The sequence below is a fragment of the Streptomyces sp. NPDC025638 genome (genome assembly GCF_055558775.1).
This window is the reverse complement of the sequence record NZ_JBVHLX010000013.1, coordinates 317129-331682: the sequence shown is the minus strand read 5'-3', so window position 1 is coordinate 331682 and position 14554 is coordinate 317129. Positions and strand designations below refer to the sequence as shown.

29 protein-coding genes are annotated in these 14554 nt (G+C 70.4%); 28 read left to right on the top strand and 1 reads right to left on the bottom strand.

Annotation, left to right across the window (positions count from 1 at the left end; genetic code table 11):
• The first annotated feature begins 145 nt into the window (after window positions 1-145).
• The 15 genes from ACZ4EG_RS31800 to ACZ4EG_RS31730 all read left to right on the top strand — a co-directional run bounded on the left by ACZ4EG_RS31800 (window position 146) and on the right by ACZ4EG_RS31730 (window position 7991).
• Window positions 146-616, top strand: coding sequence for a hypothetical protein (locus tag ACZ4EG_RS31800; protein ID WP_467793038.1), 471 nt, complete (start codon window positions 146-148; stop codon window positions 614-616).
• On the top strand, window positions 613-792 hold the full coding sequence (locus ACZ4EG_RS31795; protein WP_467793037.1) for a hypothetical protein: 180 nt from the start codon (window positions 613-615) through the stop codon (window positions 790-792). The genes ACZ4EG_RS31800 and ACZ4EG_RS31795 overlap by 4 nt, the downstream gene beginning before the upstream one ends.
• Window positions 792-1610 (top strand): Rad52/Rad22 family DNA repair protein, encoded by an 819-nt coding sequence (locus tag ACZ4EG_RS31790; protein ID WP_467793036.1) that lies wholly within the window; start codon window positions 792-794, stop codon window positions 1608-1610. The genes ACZ4EG_RS31795 and ACZ4EG_RS31790 overlap by 1 nt, the downstream gene beginning before the upstream one ends.
• A 63-nt stretch (window positions 1611-1673) precedes the next feature.
• Window positions 1674-2210 carry a hypothetical protein gene (locus tag ACZ4EG_RS31785; RefSeq protein ID WP_467793035.1) on the top strand — a complete coding sequence of 179 codons (537 nt, stop codon included), beginning with the start codon at window positions 1674-1676 and terminating at the stop codon, window positions 2208-2210.
• Window positions 2207-2959: an exonuclease domain-containing protein gene (locus tag ACZ4EG_RS31780; protein ID WP_467793034.1), complete on the top strand. Its 753-nt coding sequence runs from the start codon at window positions 2207-2209 to the stop codon at window positions 2957-2959. Before ACZ4EG_RS31785 ends, ACZ4EG_RS31780 begins: the two co-directional genes overlap by 4 nt.
• Window positions 2956-3252, top strand: coding sequence for a hypothetical protein (locus tag ACZ4EG_RS31775; protein WP_467793033.1), 297 nt, complete (start codon window positions 2956-2958; stop codon window positions 3250-3252). The genes ACZ4EG_RS31780 and ACZ4EG_RS31775 overlap by 4 nt, the downstream gene beginning before the upstream one ends.
• Entirely contained in the window at window positions 3249-3539 is a 291-nt protein-coding gene (locus ACZ4EG_RS31770; protein ID WP_467793032.1) for a hypothetical protein, read from the top strand. The genes ACZ4EG_RS31775 and ACZ4EG_RS31770 overlap by 4 nt, the downstream gene beginning before the upstream one ends.
• Window positions 3539-3832: a hypothetical protein gene (locus ACZ4EG_RS31765; protein ID WP_467793031.1), complete on the top strand. Its 294-nt coding sequence runs from the start codon at window positions 3539-3541 to the stop codon at window positions 3830-3832. The genes ACZ4EG_RS31770 and ACZ4EG_RS31765 overlap by 1 nt, the downstream gene beginning before the upstream one ends.
• Entirely contained in the window at window positions 3829-4020 is a 192-nt protein-coding gene (locus ACZ4EG_RS31760) for a hypothetical protein (RefSeq protein WP_467793030.1), read from the top strand. The genes ACZ4EG_RS31765 and ACZ4EG_RS31760 overlap by 4 nt, the downstream gene beginning before the upstream one ends.
• Complete coding sequence (locus tag ACZ4EG_RS31755) at window positions 4017-4520, top strand: RusA family crossover junction endodeoxyribonuclease (RefSeq protein ID WP_467793029.1); 504 nt, start codon at window positions 4017-4019, stop codon at window positions 4518-4520. The genes ACZ4EG_RS31760 and ACZ4EG_RS31755 overlap by 4 nt, the downstream gene beginning before the upstream one ends.
• On the top strand, window positions 4517-5191 hold the full coding sequence (locus ACZ4EG_RS31750) for an SAM-dependent methyltransferase (RefSeq protein ID WP_467793028.1): 675 nt from the start codon (window positions 4517-4519) through the stop codon (window positions 5189-5191). The genes ACZ4EG_RS31755 and ACZ4EG_RS31750 overlap by 4 nt, the downstream gene beginning before the upstream one ends.
• Window positions 5188-5505, top strand: coding sequence for a WhiB family transcriptional regulator (locus ACZ4EG_RS31745; protein WP_467793027.1), 318 nt, complete (start codon window positions 5188-5190; stop codon window positions 5503-5505). Before ACZ4EG_RS31750 ends, ACZ4EG_RS31745 begins: the two co-directional genes overlap by 4 nt.
• 428 nt (window positions 5506-5933) lie before the next feature.
• Window positions 5934-6245 carry a hypothetical protein gene (locus tag ACZ4EG_RS31740; RefSeq protein ID WP_467793026.1) on the top strand — a complete coding sequence of 104 codons (312 nt, stop codon included), beginning with the start codon at window positions 5934-5936 and terminating at the stop codon, window positions 6243-6245.
• Window positions 6246-6358: 113 nt separating this feature from the next.
• Window positions 6359-6691, top strand: a complete 333-nt coding sequence (locus ACZ4EG_RS31735) for a hypothetical protein (RefSeq protein ID WP_467793025.1) — start codon at window positions 6359-6361, stop codon at window positions 6689-6691.
• A gap of 58 nt (window positions 6692-6749) precedes the next feature.
• Complete coding sequence (locus ACZ4EG_RS31730; RefSeq protein WP_467793024.1) at window positions 6750-7991, top strand: hypothetical protein; 1242 nt, start codon at window positions 6750-6752, stop codon at window positions 7989-7991.
• Between the two features lie 2 nt (window positions 7992-7993).
• On the opposite strand, the gene ACZ4EG_RS31725 is transcribed toward ACZ4EG_RS31730, so the two are convergent.
• Window positions 7994-8176, bottom strand: coding sequence for a hypothetical protein (locus tag ACZ4EG_RS31725; protein WP_467793023.1), 183 nt, complete (start codon window positions 8174-8176; stop codon window positions 7994-7996).
• A gap of 176 nt (window positions 8177-8352) precedes the next feature.
• On the opposite strand from ACZ4EG_RS31725, the gene ACZ4EG_RS31720 reads away from it, so the two are divergent.
• From ACZ4EG_RS31720 to ACZ4EG_RS31660, 13 genes are all read left to right on the top strand, one after another.
• Window positions 8353-9258 carry a hypothetical protein gene (locus ACZ4EG_RS31720; RefSeq protein WP_467793022.1) on the top strand — a complete coding sequence of 302 codons (906 nt, stop codon included), beginning with the start codon at window positions 8353-8355 and terminating at the stop codon, window positions 9256-9258.
• Window positions 9255-9893, top strand: coding sequence for a zinc finger domain-containing protein (locus ACZ4EG_RS31715; protein ID WP_467793021.1), 639 nt, complete (start codon window positions 9255-9257; stop codon window positions 9891-9893). The genes ACZ4EG_RS31720 and ACZ4EG_RS31715 overlap by 4 nt, the downstream gene beginning before the upstream one ends.
• Window positions 9893-10477, top strand: coding sequence for a hypothetical protein (locus ACZ4EG_RS31710; RefSeq protein WP_467793020.1), 585 nt, complete (start codon window positions 9893-9895; stop codon window positions 10475-10477). The genes ACZ4EG_RS31715 and ACZ4EG_RS31710 overlap by 1 nt, the downstream gene beginning before the upstream one ends.
• On the top strand, window positions 10474-10776 hold the full coding sequence (locus tag ACZ4EG_RS31705) for a helix-turn-helix domain-containing protein (protein ID WP_467793019.1): 303 nt from the start codon (window positions 10474-10476) through the stop codon (window positions 10774-10776). Before ACZ4EG_RS31710 ends, ACZ4EG_RS31705 begins: the two co-directional genes overlap by 4 nt.
• A 71-nt stretch (window positions 10777-10847) precedes the next feature.
• Window positions 10848-11285, top strand: a complete 438-nt coding sequence (locus ACZ4EG_RS31700) for a hypothetical protein (RefSeq protein WP_467793018.1) — start codon at window positions 10848-10850, stop codon at window positions 11283-11285.
• Window positions 11282-11488: a hypothetical protein gene (locus ACZ4EG_RS31695; protein ID WP_467793017.1), complete on the top strand. Its 207-nt coding sequence runs from the start codon at window positions 11282-11284 to the stop codon at window positions 11486-11488. Before ACZ4EG_RS31700 ends, ACZ4EG_RS31695 begins: the two co-directional genes overlap by 4 nt.
• A gap of 23 nt (window positions 11489-11511) precedes the next feature.
• The gene (locus ACZ4EG_RS31690; protein ID WP_467793016.1) at window positions 11512-12009 is read left to right on the top strand and encodes a hypothetical protein; all 498 of its coding nucleotides are present in this window, start codon (window positions 11512-11514) and stop codon (window positions 12007-12009) included.
• A 32-nt stretch (window positions 12010-12041) separates the two neighbouring features.
• Complete coding sequence (locus tag ACZ4EG_RS31685) at window positions 12042-12230, top strand: hypothetical protein (RefSeq protein WP_467793015.1); 189 nt, start codon at window positions 12042-12044, stop codon at window positions 12228-12230.
• A 1-nt stretch (window position 12231) separates the two neighbouring features.
• On the top strand, window positions 12232-12507 hold the full coding sequence (locus tag ACZ4EG_RS31680; protein ID WP_467793014.1) for a hypothetical protein: 276 nt from the start codon (window positions 12232-12234) through the stop codon (window positions 12505-12507).
• An 82-nt stretch (window positions 12508-12589) separates the two neighbouring features.
• Window positions 12590-13129 carry a DUF6197 family protein gene (locus tag ACZ4EG_RS31675; RefSeq protein ID WP_467793013.1) on the top strand — a complete coding sequence of 180 codons (540 nt, stop codon included), beginning with the start codon at window positions 12590-12592 and terminating at the stop codon, window positions 13127-13129.
• A gap of 32 nt (window positions 13130-13161) precedes the next feature.
• On the top strand, window positions 13162-13335 hold the full coding sequence (locus tag ACZ4EG_RS31670; protein ID WP_467793012.1) for a hypothetical protein: 174 nt from the start codon (window positions 13162-13164) through the stop codon (window positions 13333-13335).
• 2 nt (window positions 13336-13337) lie between these two features.
• The gene (locus ACZ4EG_RS31665) at window positions 13338-14255 is read left to right on the top strand and encodes a hypothetical protein (protein ID WP_467793011.1); all 918 of its coding nucleotides are present in this window, start codon (window positions 13338-13340) and stop codon (window positions 14253-14255) included.
• Window positions 14248-14499 carry a hypothetical protein gene (locus ACZ4EG_RS31660; RefSeq protein WP_467793010.1) on the top strand — a complete coding sequence of 84 codons (252 nt, stop codon included), beginning with the start codon at window positions 14248-14250 and terminating at the stop codon, window positions 14497-14499. The genes ACZ4EG_RS31665 and ACZ4EG_RS31660 overlap by 8 nt, the downstream gene beginning before the upstream one ends.
• Window positions 14500-14554: the final 55 nt, after the last annotated feature.

Sequence of the window (14554 nt, the reverse complement as noted above, 5' to 3'; positions counted from 1 at the left end):
GTGACTGTGGCGCGTGCTGTGAGGCGTGCGGCCACTACGACGACTGCATCCGGTACGCGGCGCGTGAGCGGAACGTGGCGGATGAGGTGGCGTTGGAGGACGGCTACCGCCCGCTCCCCGTGCAGCGATCCGAGGGGAGCGCGGCATGAGCGCCCGGGACAAGCTGTACGCCTACGCCGGGACACCGTCGGTGCTGCCGGAGAGCATGCTCGACGAGGCCCTCGACGACTACCGCACCGAGGTACTCACCGAGGTCACCCGGTGGCTGGTCAAGAAGGCCCGCGAGTTCCACGCCAGCAGCCGCAAGCGCGAGCGGGAGCAGGGCGACACGGCCGCCATGCTCGCCTCGAAGATCAGCCGTGGCGCGGTCCGCCCGGACAACCTGCGGATGCTGCCCGACGCGGGGTTCTTCGAGGTCGACCACACCTACGCCGAGCCCGGTGACACCACCGACTGGCGGTTCCGCTGCGACGCCATCACCACCCACCCGGAAACCGGAGAGCGCATCGCTCTCGGCTGGCGTCACTTCCGTGGCGAGTGGACCGAGTACGCCTACGGCGAGGACGACTGGGAGATCCACCGACTCAGCGGCGTCACCGAGGCGGGTGCCCGATGAGCGTCCGTCTCGCCGCCCACTGGACGGCCGTCACCGTGGCCGCCGCCATCGCCTCCACGCTCGCAGCGATCCCGTTCACCGGTGCTGCCGCATCCGCCGCAGGCACCCTCGCCGCCGCGCTGGTCTGCCTGGCCGGCATCGCACTCGCACCCACCACCCGGAAGGACCGCGCCTGATGACGCGCCTCACCGAACAACAAATCGGTTTCCTCCTCCAGCCCATCAGCGGCAACCGCGTCCAGCATCTGCGCGGCATGTCCCACCTCGAAGCATGGGACGTCCGCCGCCAGTTGATCCGCATCTTCGGCTTCGAGGGCTACACCATCGAGACCCTGTCGTTGGACCTCGTCCACGACCACATGAACCCGAACTACCGGAAGAAGAACAAGCAAGGCGAGGAGTACGGCAAGCCCCACCCCGCGTGGACGATCGTCTACCGGGCGCAGGTCCGCCTCACCATCAAGGACACCGACGGCCGGCCGATCGCCACCTTCGAGGACGCCGCAGCCGGGGACGCAGTCAACCAACCGTCCGTCGGCGACGCGCACGACCTTGCGATGAAGACCGCCCTGTCACAGGCGGTGAAGCGGTGCGCGGTCAACCTCGGTGACCAGTTCGGTCTGTCGCTGTACAACGACGGCTCGCAGTCTGCGGTGGTCATGCGGTCGCTGGCGTACATGGGTGAGCCAGTGCGGGAGTCCGAGGACGCGCCGGTCAAGCCGGAGCCGACGCCGCAGACGCCGGCCGTCGTGCCGGACCAGGTGAGCGGCAACACGTCCGGGCCCGCTCCTTCTCCATCACGGCCCGTCGACGAGCCGGTTGACGAGGACCGGCAGGCGGCGCTCGACGAGATGCAGAAGACCGCTGCGGCAATCGGCTTTGCCGCCGGTCTCGCTGCCCAGTTCCAGGCCACGTTCGGCCACCCGATCGAGCAGGGCACCGCCGCCGAGTTCCGTGAGGCGACCGAGCTGATGCGCGGCGCGCCCGCCGCCTGACCGCCCGCACACGACGGGCCGCCCCGCGGGCAATGCGGGGCGGCCCACCCCAAGGAGTAGCACATGAGCCTGCGAGACCTCGCCCTAGAAGAAGCCACGCTCAAAGCCCTCGCCGACATGGTGAAGGACCGCCTCACCGCCGTCCGCTCCGAGCTGCAGTCCGGCCTCGACGCCGCAGAGAAAGAAGCCGGCACCCGTCAGATCGCCGCCGCCCTCCCCGACGGACGCACCGTCGCCACGCTGTCCCTGACCGACCCGAACCCCGAAGCGAAGGTCACCGACCCGGACGCCTTCAAGGCGTGGGTGATCGAGAACTTCCCCGGCGAGATCGAGCGCCGGTTCGTCACCGAGGTACGTGAGGCGTTCACGACGAAGCTGCTCGCCGAGATGACCGCTGCGGGCGTGCCGCGGGTGGTCGACAAGGAGACCGGCGAGTTGCACGACGTGCCGGGCGTGGCGGTGAAGGCGACCCGTTCGCGGAACCACTCGCTGCGGTTCAAGCCGACCGGGCGGGCGGACATCGCTGCGGCCTGGTCGTCGGGCGGCCTGGCGTTGCCGGGGATCACCGGCCCCGCGCAGATCGAGGGCGGTGCCGCGTGAACGCCGCCGTGCAGCCCGACCTGACCGGGCACGTCGAACTCCCCTGGAACCGCGGCCCGCTCGCCTCCTACGACTGCGAAACAACCGGCACGGTAATCGGGACGGACCGCATCGTGTCCGCCGCCCTGATCCGCCCGAACGGCGACGTCGCCCGCTGGCTGTCCGACGTTGACGGGATGGAGATCCCGGAAGCCGCGAGCCGTATTCACGGCATCAGCACCGAGCACGCCCGAGCGCATGGCCGTCCCGCGAAGCAGGTTGTCGAGGAGATCACGGACGCGCTTGCCGGGGAGTTCTCCGCTGGGCGCGCGGCGCTGGTCGTGATGAACGCCCCGTTCGATCTCAGCCTGCTGAACGCCGAGTGCGAGCGGCACGGCGTACCGACAGTCGCCGACCGCATCGGCTCCGTCGCCCCCGTCATCGACCCGCTCGTGTTGGACCGGGCCGCAAACAAGTACCGCAAGGGGCGCAGGAACCTGGAGTCCCTCGCCAAGCACTACGGCGTGCCCCTGACCGACGCGCACACTGCGGACGCCGACGCTAAGGCCGCACTCGACGTCGCGATGCGAATCGCCGAGCAGTATCCGAAGCTGCAGGCGCCTGCGCGGATCGTGCACGGCTGGCAGGTCACGATGCACGAGCGGTGGGCCGCTGGCTATCAGGCGTTCCTCCGGCAGTCCGGGAAGCCGGACGCGGTGGTGGATGGCTCGTGGCCGCTGCGCGCCATCCCCGCGGGTGGTGCGTCATGAGACTCCCGTTCGTCTCCCGCCGCCGTCACCAGCGTGAACTCGTCCACCAGCAGCGCGGCTACGAATGCGCCATCCAGCTGGTCGCCGAGAAGAACCGCGGTGCTCTCGGCGCCGTGGCCGCCGAACTGTCCACGGCCAAGGACGTGATCGCGTCGCACCTGGTCGCGGCCGGCCACCCCAGCACGGTCCTGCACGACGTCCGCGCGTTCGCCGACGCGCTTGAGCAGGCCCTCACGGACGCCGGAGTCGACCTCCGCCTGGAACTCGCCCGCCTGGAAGGAGCCGAGCTGTGACCCCGCAGATCACCATCGGTGCCGCCTCGCTCATGGCCGCCCTCGTCGGGGCGACCGGTCTGGTCCGGTGGGCTGTGACACCGCCCCGGCCGAAGGGCCAGCACCGGGCGCGCCGGCGGGCGTCCGGCGAGTACGTGCCTGGTCATCACCTGATCCCCGCCCTGGCCGGGCAGGCGTTCGCGGACTGTCTGGGTTGTGGTGCCGAGGTGCCGGTGACCGTGCACCCGGGCGGCGCCCAGCGTTGCGACCGCGGGCACGTCACCGTCACCGCCGCGGAGGTGGCCTGATGGAGACCGTCTTCAACCTGGCCTACGCGTCTGTGATCGGTGGTCTCGCCCTCGTCCTGTGGCGGCTGTGCCGCGACGACCGGCCGGCCGAGGAAGCCCGTGCCGCCGAAGCAGCCGCCCGAGTCGGCCTCACGCCCGCCTCACCCGACGACCAGCCCGGCACGGACGCCGAAGCACTCGACTTCATCGAGCTCACCTACGGCATGCCCGCCTACGTGGACCCGGAGATTGAGGCCGGCTGCGAGCGGCTGTGGGACGCGATCCGCGACGAACAGACCAAGGGGGACCAGTGACCACGCCCGACACGACCGAACTCCTCGCCGACCTCGAACGCGCCCGCGGTATCGCTGTGGCGCTGGAGCAGGAGAACGCCCACCTCACCGAACAGATCAAGCGCGTGCGGGACTGGGCCGCCAGCCACGAATACCGGTGGCTCCACGAACTCCTCGACGGCTACGGCACCCACGGGGGGCACCTGTGACCACGCACATCCGCGAAGAACTGGCCACCGGAACAGTCCGGCCCGACCTCGAATTCACCGTCGACCACCGGCCCGCCCCACAGGGCAGCAAGCGGCACGTCGGACGCGGCCGCCTGCTGGAGCAGTCCAAGCGCGTCGCACCCTGGCGAGACGCCGTCCACCACGCGGCCCGGCAGGCGATGAACGCCCGCTGGCTTGCCGGCCGCGGAGAGGAAAGCCTCGACGGCCCGCTCTCGGTCGAGGTCGTGTTCACCGTCCGCAAGCCCGCCTCCGCCCCGAAGCGCCGCGTCACGTGGCCGACGACCCGCGACAGCGGCGACATCGACAAGCTCCTTCGCTCCACGTTCGACGCCCTCACCACCGGCGGCGCGATCGCGGATGACTCCCGGGTCGTCGAGGTCACCGCGCGCAAGGTGTTCCCGGGCGAGGGCCTCGACGCGCTCGCCGGGCCGGGCGCGGTGATCCGTGTGTGGAAGCTGCCCGCGGGGGTGGCGGCGTGAAGCTCACCCTGCCCGAGCGCACCCCCAACGGCCTCACCCTCCTCGACACCTACTGCTGCCAAGGCGGCGCCTCCTGGGGCTACTACCTCGCCGGGTTCGACGTCGAAGGCGTCGACAACAAGCCGCAGCCCCGCTACCCCTTCCCCTTCCACCAGGCAGACGCCGTCCAGTTCATCCGCGAACACGGCCACAAGTACGACGTGATCGCCGGGTCGCCGACCTGCCGGCGGTGGACCAACGCGCAGAAGATCCGCGGCAACGACCACCCAGACCTGATCACCCCCACCCGCCAGGCGATGCAGGCCACCGGCAAGCCGTACATCATCGAAAACGTCGAAGGCGCAGCCGCCGCCATGGTCGACCCGCTCCTCCTGTGCGGCGCCATGTTCGGGCTGAAGACGTACCGGCACCGCCTGTTCGAGTCGTCGCTGCCGCTCGGCACCCGCCTGCACCCGCGGCATCTGGCGCCGCTGGCGAAGATGGGCCGCCCGGTCCGTGACGGGGAGTTCATGCACGTCGTCGGGAACTTCACCGACGCGGCACGGGCCCGTGAGGTGATGGGGATGCCGTGGGCGTCGCGTGACGGGCTGCGGGAGGCGATCCCGCCGGCGTACACCCGGTTCCTCGGCGAGCAGGCGGCCGCTCAGCTGCTGGGGGTGGCCGCACGATGAGCAACACCCGAGGCATCCCCGACACCCCACGCGCAGCCGACTGGCGTGACAACGGGTCATGCGCCACCGCCGACCCCGACGCGTTCTTCACCGAAAACGCCCGCGAAGTCCAACACGCCCAAGCCGTCTGCCACGGCTGCCCCGTCCGTATCGAGTGCGGCCAGTTCGCCATCAACAACGGCGAGTACTGGGGCGTGTGGGGCGGCATGACCCAGACCCAGCTCCGCGCCCGGCGACGCCGCAGGGAAGGCATTACTGACCTTCGACGGGGCGCGGGCAGTCCGGCGGGCCGAGCGACGAAGGCCGCGGCATGAGCGCCCACTGCGCCCACTGGATCGGCGCCGAACACCGCTACTGCGGGGCCACCGAGAACGTGCGCCCGTACCTGACCGGGCTCGCGTGTCCAGCCCACACCCCGAACGCGCTGCGAGGGCTGCCGGAGACGCCGCCTGGTCCGGGGATGCCGGCCGGAGCGTGGACGACACCGTCCCCGATCAACGACTCCCGTGTGGCAGACGCGCGGGCGGTGGCGTCCGGGAAGCGTCGGTCGAATCCGCAGGCGTACAAGGCCGCGCGCGCCGCAGTGGAGGAAGGGAAAGCCCGATGACCTGCCCGAAGTGTCAGGCCCCGTTGCCGCCGAATTCGGGTTTCTGCTCCCGCTGTTCGGCGCCGATCGGCCAGTAACAGCAGCCCCGCCACGGACCTATCGCGGCGGGGCCACCCACCACAAGGAGAACACGACATGGGCATGTACCACTCCACCTACTTCGCCTACGGCTGCCAGATCCCCGACGTCGACCCCGAGCAGATCGAGGAAACCGACCTCGGCGAGGGCGTCGGCTACCTCCTGGCGGGCGACTACGACCGCGACATGACCTTCCTGACCACCCAGTGCAAGGAAGTCGACCTCGGCGAGTACGTCCACGTCACCCCGAACGCCGCGACCGAGGAGCAGCGCGCGGCGTGGGACCAGGCGCTGCGCACTGCCGCTGTCCGGCTGGGTGTCGTCCCGAAGTCCGACCCGGGTTGGTTCGTCGTCCCGGACCTGTCCTGACCCTCTGACCGGCGGCCGCCCGCGCCCCCACGCCGCGGCCGCCACCCCGGGAGCCGGTGTTCCCCCACGCCGGCTCCCGGGCCCCACCCCAGCATGCGAGAGGAGACCCCGCGATGACCGCCCCAGTACAACCCACCCTCGACGGCACCATCCCCACACCAGCCACCAGCCTCGACTACCCGATGTGGTGCGACCTCATCCGACCCCACTACGTCGCCGCCTGCCGAACCGGACGCCGCTGGACCTGCTACGAGATCGCCGACGAACACAAGCTCCCCGAACCACCCAACCCCCGCAGCGACTGGGGGAACTTCGTCCTCTCGCTGGTCCGTGACGGTCTGGCCGAGCACGTCGCCTTCGACCGCAGCAGCCGGCCGACCGGTGAACGGTCCGCGGTCGGAGTCTGGCGCGGCACCCGCGCGGCACAGGCCGGACGTATCGCGTAACCGGACACGACAAAGCCCCGCCGAAGCGGGGCCGGAGACGAGAGGAGAAGCGCGCAGCATGCTGAACAACCAGATCATCATCACCGGTCGGAGCCTGTTCCCGGCCGCCCAGCGAGGCATCCACCGCGAGTTGGACGCAGAGAAACTGCTCGACCGCGAATGGGATCAGCTGTGCGCCCTCAACATCAACTCGCCGAGGGCAAGGCTCGTCCAGTGCGGGTTCTGTTGGGCCGATCATGGCGAGCTCCAGTGGATGCAGACCTTCACCAACCACAACGGCAACCGCGTCGTCAGACATCAGCCCGGTGAGAGCCAGGACCACCCGTACAAGTCCGTCGAGACGCCGCGACACAAGGGGTACAAGAGGCGCGCCTGCCTAGTCGGCAACCGCGATGGCCTGCCGTCCCGCAACGAGGTGCCCGCCGGGGACGGGAAGACGATCGCCGACGCCCTACTCGAAGGCGTCGTTCCCCTCGACTACGAGCACCAACACTCCGACTTCAGCCGAGACAAAGGCCTGACCAAACGCATCGTGCTCATCGCAGACGCCGGCCGCGTCCCCATGTTCCACACGGACCAGGACGCCATATTCAAGAAGCAGACGGCGCCCATCCTGCGCACGGACGGTGACGTGCCGCTGGAGTGGATCGAAGACCTCAATCGACCGCTCATCGTCACGGGTGGCCTGCGCGAAATCATCGTGTTTACCTGCGACGTCCGTAACGGCGTGTACTGCCCCAAGGGGAAGATCTCCGGCTGCGGCAAACCTCATGCCCGCACCGAGCCGCTGCGGGGGATCACGCTCGATCAAGCCCTGATCCACGGCGCCATGGACGAGTTCCGGTACGTCATGAATGCCAAGGTCACCGCGCTACCCAAGAGCTTCTGGACAACCCGAGAGTGCTACGAGCGGTACATGTCCGCCTTGGACGGTGGCGGGAACCTTACGCCACTCGAAGGCGCGCCAGTCAGCCAGGCGGCAACTAGAAATGGCGCACGCCGTGGGCACTCCAGCCGGAAGGAAGCAGAGCTGGCGGCGCTGTACGCGGAGGCAGTCGACCTGTCCGCGCTCGCCTCACCGATGCCGAAGCGACCCGCTGCGCCCGTCATCCAGCGGCCCGCGTCGGGCGTGTGCTCGCACTGGATAGGCGCCCAGAACCGCTACTGCCACACGACTGATGGCGTACGCCGCTACATCCCCGGATTCCGCTGCCCGGCCCACACGCCGAACGCCCTCCGCGGCCTCCCCGAGGTACCGCCAGGGCCCGGCATCCCCGCGTACCGAAAGGCGGGGCGATGACATCAAGACGTCGAATCACCGGACTCCGCGCGCTGCCGCCGGCGCCACTCGGCGACCTCGCGCTTGATGTACATGCGCAGGTCTGCGGAGCGGGCGACGCCCTTCTCCTCGCACAGTTGCCCGTACGCAGCCCATGTCTCGTCGTCGACACGGATGACGCGCTGCGGAGTCGGGTTGCTGGCCATGACCCCAGCGTAGCGGCTGTATGGCCACCCGCGATACACCAAGCCCCGACTGCACCGCGCAACGCTATGCACTGTCTAGACAATAGAGATACAATTGGCGTGCGTTCAAGGGCGGGCCCGAGAGCTCAGCTCCGGCCTACCCAGAACCCAGCAAGACCAGCGAGAAGAGAGACCACGTGGGGATCCGCCTGATCGTCGAGGTGCTCAACGGCGCGCCCGAGGCCCTGACGCACCGGGAGAAACTCCTCCTCGTCGTCCTGGCCGAGGACGCCAACGACGACACCCGCATGACGTGGAACAGCGTGGAACGGCCAGAGGTCCTGCGCGGCGCGAAGGTCAGTCGCTCGCAGCTCTACGCAGTCCTGAAGTCCCTCGTCTCCAAGGGCGCCCTCACGCGCCTCGCGGCCGGCCAGAAGAACGGCACCGCCAAGTACAAGATCCCCAAGTTCCCGACCGCTCAGTGTCCCGGAATCCCTGACACTGACGGCCCGTCTCAGAGTCCCAGTTCTCCTGACACTGAAGCGCCTCAGTGTCCCGAAACTCCTGACACTGACGAAAACGGTCAGTGTCCCGAAAACGCGGACACTGAACCGTCTCAGTGTCAGGAAATCCGGGACGTCAGTGTCCCGGAATCCGGGACCCCTACCCCTCCTCTCCCCTCAGCAACTACCCCCTCAGCTAGCAAGCAGGAGAGCCAGCTCCCCGCGCCGTTCGACTACGGCATCCCCGAAGCCGCGCGCCCCCTCGTTGACGCCCTCACATCTTCAGGCGTCGTGGTCCGCTGGCCCTTCAAGGGCAACACCTGGTTCCCCGTTCTCGCGATGATCGCCAAGAGCGGCGTTCCCGCCATGGTCGACCACGCCCTCAAGGCCGCATCCCGGGCCAACGTCGAGTCGGCGAACTACTTCCTCAAGGGCTGGGGCGAACTCCCGCCTATCCCTACGCCCGGCACCGCCGTTGCCCTCCCCGCTCCAAACGTCATCCCGCTGGCTAAGCCTCGCCACCAGCAAGAAACCGACGACTGGTTCGAACGCTCAATGGCCCGCGCCCGCGCACGCGACGCCGCACAGGAGAACGCATGAACAACCAAGAAGCCGCAGTCCTCTGCCGCTACGTCCGATCCCTCTGCCCCGCCCAACGCTTCGACGAATTCACCGCCGACGTCTGGCACGACCTCCTCCGCGATTACCTCCTTGACGAGGCCCGAACCGCAGCCGTCGCCATCGCCTCCAAGCAGACGTTCGTCTCCCCGGGCGAGATTGCCACCGAGATCCGCCGCGCACGCGCCGACCGCATGGCCCGCCACACCGACCCCACCCCACAAGCCAACCCCGACAACCCCGAGGCATACCGCGCCGAACTCGCCGCCTCACGCCTCGCCGTCGCCACCGGACAGGAAGAGCCGTCGCAGGCCGAGCTCACCGCGGGCCCGATGCACCCCGACGTCGCCGCCCGCCTGAAGACCCTCGGCACCTACGTCCCCCAACACGTCGACGAACTCCTCGACGAATACCGCCCGGTAAAGGCCGCACGCCGCGCCGCCATACAAGCCGGCCAACCCGACGCCCTCTCCGTCGCCTGCAACTGGTGCCACGCCCAACCCGGCGAACCCTGCCGATCCCGACGCATAGACCCCCGCGGCGGAGCCACCAGCCACCGCAGACGCGACACCCCCCACCCATCCCGCATCGACACCGCCCAAGGAGCCAACCTCTAATGCCCATCCGCCCCGAAAACCGCGACCGCTACCCACACGACTGGAAAACCATCAGCCTCCGCATCCGCACCGAACGCGCCCAAGGCCGCTGCGAATGCCACGGCGAATGCGGACGCGGCACCCACACCGGTCGCTGCCCCAACACCAACGGCGGTCAGGCCTACGACACCGGCAGCAAGGTCGTCCTCACCGTCGCCCACCTCGACCACACCCCCGAGAACTGCCACGACGACAACCTCCGCGCCATGTGCCAGGGCTGCCACCTCCACTACGACCGCGACCACCACCGCGAAACCGCCGCAGCCACCCGCCGCACCGCAATCGAGAACGCCGGCCAACTCACACTCGACATCCCCACACCACAACCCGAACCACCACCCACCTACTGGGAAAACCGTGGCCCACACGACTGGCACCCCGTCCACGTCGTAATCCGCTACGGCAACTCCCGCGGCGTACCACAACCTCCGTTCCCGCTGGTGCAGACAAAGCCACACGGGCCGCGCAACGTCGCGATCCGCCGGGCCGACGGACACCAGCGCGTCATCCCAGTCCGCACCCTCCGACGAGAGAAGCCCTCATGACCCGCCACTGCCGCATCACCAACTGCACCAACGAAACCCGACCCGGCCGACGGATCTGCCACAAACACCGAACCCGCATCGCCCGCCACGGCGACCCGCACCACACCGAGTGGACAGTGGCCGACGACCAAGACGTAGCCACGATCATCCGCGAGCAGCGGCCCGCACCCGGCCTCACCCGCCTCGAACGCCGCCTCGTCGCCCAAGGCCTCACCAACCACGGCCTCCCCGCAGATGAGATCGCCCGGATCCTCGCCGTCACCCCGCGCACCGTCTACCGCTGGCGCGCCGCCGCCTGACCCCCGCCGCTGGCCCATTCCGCCATCCACCCCCACCCCAAACCACCCAAAACACACGGAGGACCGACCCCATGACCGACCAGCCCAGCCGCCCCGCAATGACCATGCGAGAGATCCGCGAACGCCTCGGCCACACCGTCCCCCCGCCCGGCATCCCCGAGCCCACCGTGCTGCCGACCACCTACGTCGTCTCCTGCCTACCCGAAGGCCACGACGACCGGTTCACGTACACCGTGCGCGTCCAGTACCGCGGTGACGGCCGCTACGCCGTGCGGTTCGGGCTGCGGTTCTACAGCACCGACGGCACCTGGGAGTACGAGCCGGACTTCGACGAGGACAGTGCAGCCGAGGCCCTGTGGCTGAAGGCGCACCGCTTCGACCACGACACGGCGCTGCGCCTGGCCCGGGAGCTGGCGCCGACGCTGACGTACCGCGGCCGGTCGGTAGCCGACGTGCTGGCCACCACGGACTCCCGCCCGGCTGCCGCGAGCGAGGAGCCCACCCGATGACCGCGCTCGCCGACATCCCCGCCGATCAGATCGTCCACTACAGCCCGGAGACGATCGCCGCCTGGCTGATCGCCCGGAACGAGCAGCACCGCGCTCGTCTGCTCGCCGCCTGCCAGACGCTCCGCACGGCCGCGGCCGACCAAGCGCGAGCCGTTGAGAACCTCCGCGCCGCCGTGTCGGCGCCCACCCTGCCCGCTGTCTGACCGCCCGCCCCTTGGAGGACCCCATGACCCAGCCCCAGCCCCTCGACCTCGACCAGATCGAAGCCCGCGCAGCAGCCGCCACCCCCGGACCGTGGGACGTCTACGGGTTCGGCTACATGATCGAGATCGCCGCCGACCTCGAAGAGACCGGACACGGCTACCACGCCCGCCGTGTCCTGGCGCGCTTCGACGAGGAGCCCCTCGACAACGACCCGACCCACCGCGAGTGGACGGCGGAGGAGGACTGGGCGCAGGTCCAGGCCGACGCCAAGTTCATCGCCGCTATGAGCCCGGAGGCGGCCGCCGCGATGGCCGCCGAGATCCGCCGCCTCCGCGACCGCGTCGCCGAACTGGAGCGCCCGGCCGTCGAGATGAAGCGCAACGAGATCCGACTGTCCTACCGGCAGCTCGCCGTCCAGGCGCGCGAAGACCGCGACTACGAGGGCGAAGCCGCCGTCCTCCAGCAGCTCGCCGACCACGAAGCCGACTGGAAGCGCCAGGACGCCGCCGCCCGGCCGTGACCACACCCACACCAACCACCAGGAGACCAGTCATGCCACAACGAGCCCCCTGCCCCGGCCAAATCGAACTCCCCCTCTGGCCCGACCCCGCACCCACCCTCACCACCTGCACCTGCACCCCGCCCACCCGCCGCCCATGCGGCCACTGCACCCACTGCGACACCTGCCTCGACTGCGGTGCCTGTGCCGGCGCCGGACACGACCACGAATGCGAGGACTGACATGGACCCCATCCAGCGGGCGCTCGCCGAACTCCGAGCCATCCCCACCACCAAGCCGACCGCCCAACCCGAGCCGGAGCACGCAACGCCCAACTGCTGCACCGGCGACCGGCGCGGCTACCAGTGGCACCAGCGCACCGGGAACCTGCCCGCCTGCCCGGAGTCGAACGCCGCGAACTCGGCCTACATGCGGCCCTACATGCGGGACTACGACAAGCGCACTGGACGGTCAGGCGGGAGCCCGCGTCGAACTTCGGGCGTCAAGCGCGCCGCATGACCCCGCACGCAAGGCAGCCCGGGCGTGTCGTTACCACGCCCGGGCCGGCCCCAGCCTCCCACACCCGCCACCAGGAGTAGCCATGGCCCACACCCCAGCCGCCGACCGGCTCACCGCGGCCTGCCCCGACGCGGCCAGGACACGGGCCGGTCTGCCGCGCACGCTGAACCCCGGGCAGACGGAGCTGGCGCTCCTCACGCACGCCCTGCACTGCCCGACCTGCCAGCCGCTGGCCGACCGGCACCGGCAGGAGCAGGCGGCGCGGATAGCCGGACTCGCAGAGCAGGCCCGGGTCGAGGCGGGGCGGGAGGCGGTCCCGGTCCTGGAAGCCGCCGCGAAGATCCTGGAGGCGAACGGCTGGTGCCGGACCTACCTGTGGGACACCGCCCAAGCCGCCCGCGGCACCCCCCTCCACCTCTGCCGTGTCGACATCGCCGGCGCGCTCGCCACAGCCCTGCACGGATCACCCGCCTACGCAGGCACCCCGCAAGTCCGCGCCGTCGAGGAGCTGCTTGTTGCCCGGATCGACGCCCCCAGCCTTGCCGCCTGGTACACGCAGGCCCACCCCGACCAGGCCGCCGCCGTGGACCTGCTGCGCGCCACCGCCGACCACCACCGCTGACCGACCGCCCGCACCAGCCACCAGGAGAACCCGTGACCGACCGCCCGTTCGCCGACGAGCCCACCGAGGTACTGCGCACCGCCCTCGACCTCGCCAGCACCCACGCCAGCCAGGCCGCCCGGTTCGCCCCGGCCCGACCGGACGACCAGCTGCCCGCCGTCGTCGACCTCTTCCGCACCGAACTCCAGCACCGAGGGGAACTGTGACCATGAGCAGCCAGACCCTTCCGCCGCCGCAGGGCCCCGAGTACACGCCGTGCGCCTGCGGCCACATCGAGCCCGAGCACCGGCCGGACGCGGGCCCGTGCCTCGTCTGCGACTGCGGTGCCTACCGACCGCGCGCCGCCGCTCCTGCCGGCCCGGCGCCCGCCACCGACCGGGACACGCTCCGCGACCGCATCGCCGAAGCGCTGCTCACCACCCGGCGTGCGGACTACGCCGACCTCGGGGTGAAGGCCAACCACCGGCAGCACCGGTTCGACGCCCGCTGTGCCCTCTGCACCTACGACGTGGACGCGCTCGCCGACGCGGTGCTGGCCGAGCTGCCCGCGCCCGACCAGCGGGCCGCCGTCCTGGCTGAGATCGACTGGATCATCGAGCACTGTCCTGAGCACGGCTGCGTCGAGCCCGAGACCAAGGTCTGCCACTGCGAGATTGCCGAGCGGCTGCGTCGTCTGGCTGGCGAGGCGCAGCAGGACGAGAGCCCCGCCTACACCCGCCTCCAAGCCGCCGCCGCGAAAGCCAACGCCGACGCGGCCGCGCACGCCATGCGCGGGATGCGGGCCGTCTTCCAGCTCGCCCGCCGCTACGACGGCGAGGCGATCCCCGCGGCCGAAGTGCTGGGCGCGCTCGGGCTGGACGAGAACGCGAACACCGTCGAGGCGCAGCAGGACCCGACACAGGACGGCACGGAGACGGAGGAGTACTGCGGCGCTGAGCCCCCGTCCCGCGCCGACGACCCGAACAGCCAGTGGGGTGACTGCTGGTGCACGCTGCCTCCCGGGCACGAAGGCAGCCACACCTGCGAGCCCTGCACCCAACGCCACGGCGCACCAGGGTGGGCCGACGAGCCCACCGCCACGCGGTCCGGGCAGCCCGAGACGGACCCGGAGGCGCGCCGTGGCTGACTGCACCCGCGTTGACTGCACCGACTACGACCCCTGCCCCATTTGCCTTGCCGAGGCCCGCGACGCCGGACTGCTCCCCGCAGGCGAGGCATCGACGGTCGGACCACGCTGCGGCAACAACCCCCGCTTCCGGCTCAGCGAAGGCGACCGGCGGGCGGTAGCCGAGTTCAGGGCGTACCTGAAGCGGCGGGCGGCGGGCGGACCGCCGGAACGCTACCTGCCCGGGGCCGAGCCGCCCTCGTAGCCCCGCCACGGCCACACACGCCCGCCTGACGCCCGCACAGCCCTCCGGCGGACAC

What these genes read in the sequence shown, in the direction of transcription:
- ACZ4EG_RS31685 (WP_467793015.1), top strand. Translation starts at nt 12,042, where the DNA reads ATGCCACAACGAGCCCCCTGCCCCGGCCAAATCGAACTCCCCCTCTGG.
- ACZ4EG_RS31700 (WP_467793018.1), top strand. Translation starts at nt 10,848, where the DNA reads ATGACCGACCAGCCCAGCCGCCCCGCAATGACCATGCGAGAGATCCGC.
- ACZ4EG_RS31705 (WP_467793019.1), top strand. Translation starts at nt 10,474, where the DNA reads ATGACCCGCCACTGCCGCATCACCAACTGCACCAACGAAACCCGACCC.
- ACZ4EG_RS31715 (WP_467793021.1), top strand. Translation starts at nt 9,255, where the DNA reads ATGAACAACCAAGAAGCCGCAGTCCTCTGCCGCTACGTCCGATCCCTC.
- ACZ4EG_RS31680 (WP_467793014.1), top strand. Translation starts at nt 12,232, where the DNA reads ATGGACCCCATCCAGCGGGCGCTCGCCGAACTCCGAGCCATCCCCACC.
- ACZ4EG_RS31740 (WP_467793026.1), top strand. Translation starts at nt 5,934, where the DNA reads ATGGGCATGTACCACTCCACCTACTTCGCCTACGGCTGCCAGATCCCC.
- ACZ4EG_RS31785 (WP_467793035.1), top strand. Translation starts at nt 1,674, where the DNA reads ATGAGCCTGCGAGACCTCGCCCTAGAAGAAGCCACGCTCAAAGCCCTC.
- ACZ4EG_RS31795 (WP_467793037.1), top strand. Translation starts at nt 613, where the DNA reads ATGAGCGTCCGTCTCGCCGCCCACTGGACGGCCGTCACCGTGGCCGCC.
- ACZ4EG_RS31690 (WP_467793016.1), top strand. Translation starts at nt 11,512, where the DNA reads ATGACCCAGCCCCAGCCCCTCGACCTCGACCAGATCGAAGCCCGCGCA.
- ACZ4EG_RS31695 (WP_467793017.1), top strand. Translation starts at nt 11,282, where the DNA reads ATGACCGCGCTCGCCGACATCCCCGCCGATCAGATCGTCCACTACAGC.
- ACZ4EG_RS31775 (WP_467793033.1), top strand. Translation starts at nt 2,956, where the DNA reads ATGAGACTCCCGTTCGTCTCCCGCCGCCGTCACCAGCGTGAACTCGTC.
- ACZ4EG_RS31675 (WP_467793013.1), top strand. Translation starts at nt 12,590, where the DNA reads ATGGCCCACACCCCAGCCGCCGACCGGCTCACCGCGGCCTGCCCCGAC.
- ACZ4EG_RS31730 (WP_467793024.1), top strand. Translation starts at nt 6,750, where the DNA reads ATGCTGAACAACCAGATCATCATCACCGGTCGGAGCCTGTTCCCGGCC.
- ACZ4EG_RS31735 (WP_467793025.1), top strand. Translation starts at nt 6,359, where the DNA reads ATGACCGCCCCAGTACAACCCACCCTCGACGGCACCATCCCCACACCA.
- ACZ4EG_RS31665 (WP_467793011.1), top strand. Translation starts at nt 13,338, where the DNA reads ATGAGCAGCCAGACCCTTCCGCCGCCGCAGGGCCCCGAGTACACGCCG.
- ACZ4EG_RS31765 (WP_467793031.1), top strand. Translation starts at nt 3,539, where the DNA reads ATGGAGACCGTCTTCAACCTGGCCTACGCGTCTGTGATCGGTGGTCTC.
- ACZ4EG_RS31710 (WP_467793020.1), top strand. Translation starts at nt 9,893, where the DNA reads ATGCCCATCCGCCCCGAAAACCGCGACCGCTACCCACACGACTGGAAA.
- ACZ4EG_RS31725 (WP_467793023.1), bottom strand. Translation starts at nt 8,176, where the DNA reads ATGGCCAGCAACCCGACTCCGCAGCGCGTCATCCGTGTCGACGACGAG.
- ACZ4EG_RS31790 (WP_467793036.1), top strand. Translation starts at nt 792, where the DNA reads ATGACGCGCCTCACCGAACAACAAATCGGTTTCCTCCTCCAGCCCATC.
- ACZ4EG_RS31745 (WP_467793027.1), top strand. Translation starts at nt 5,188, where the DNA reads ATGAGCAACACCCGAGGCATCCCCGACACCCCACGCGCAGCCGACTGG.
- ACZ4EG_RS31800 (WP_467793038.1), top strand. Translation starts at nt 146, where the DNA reads ATGAGCGCCCGGGACAAGCTGTACGCCTACGCCGGGACACCGTCGGTG.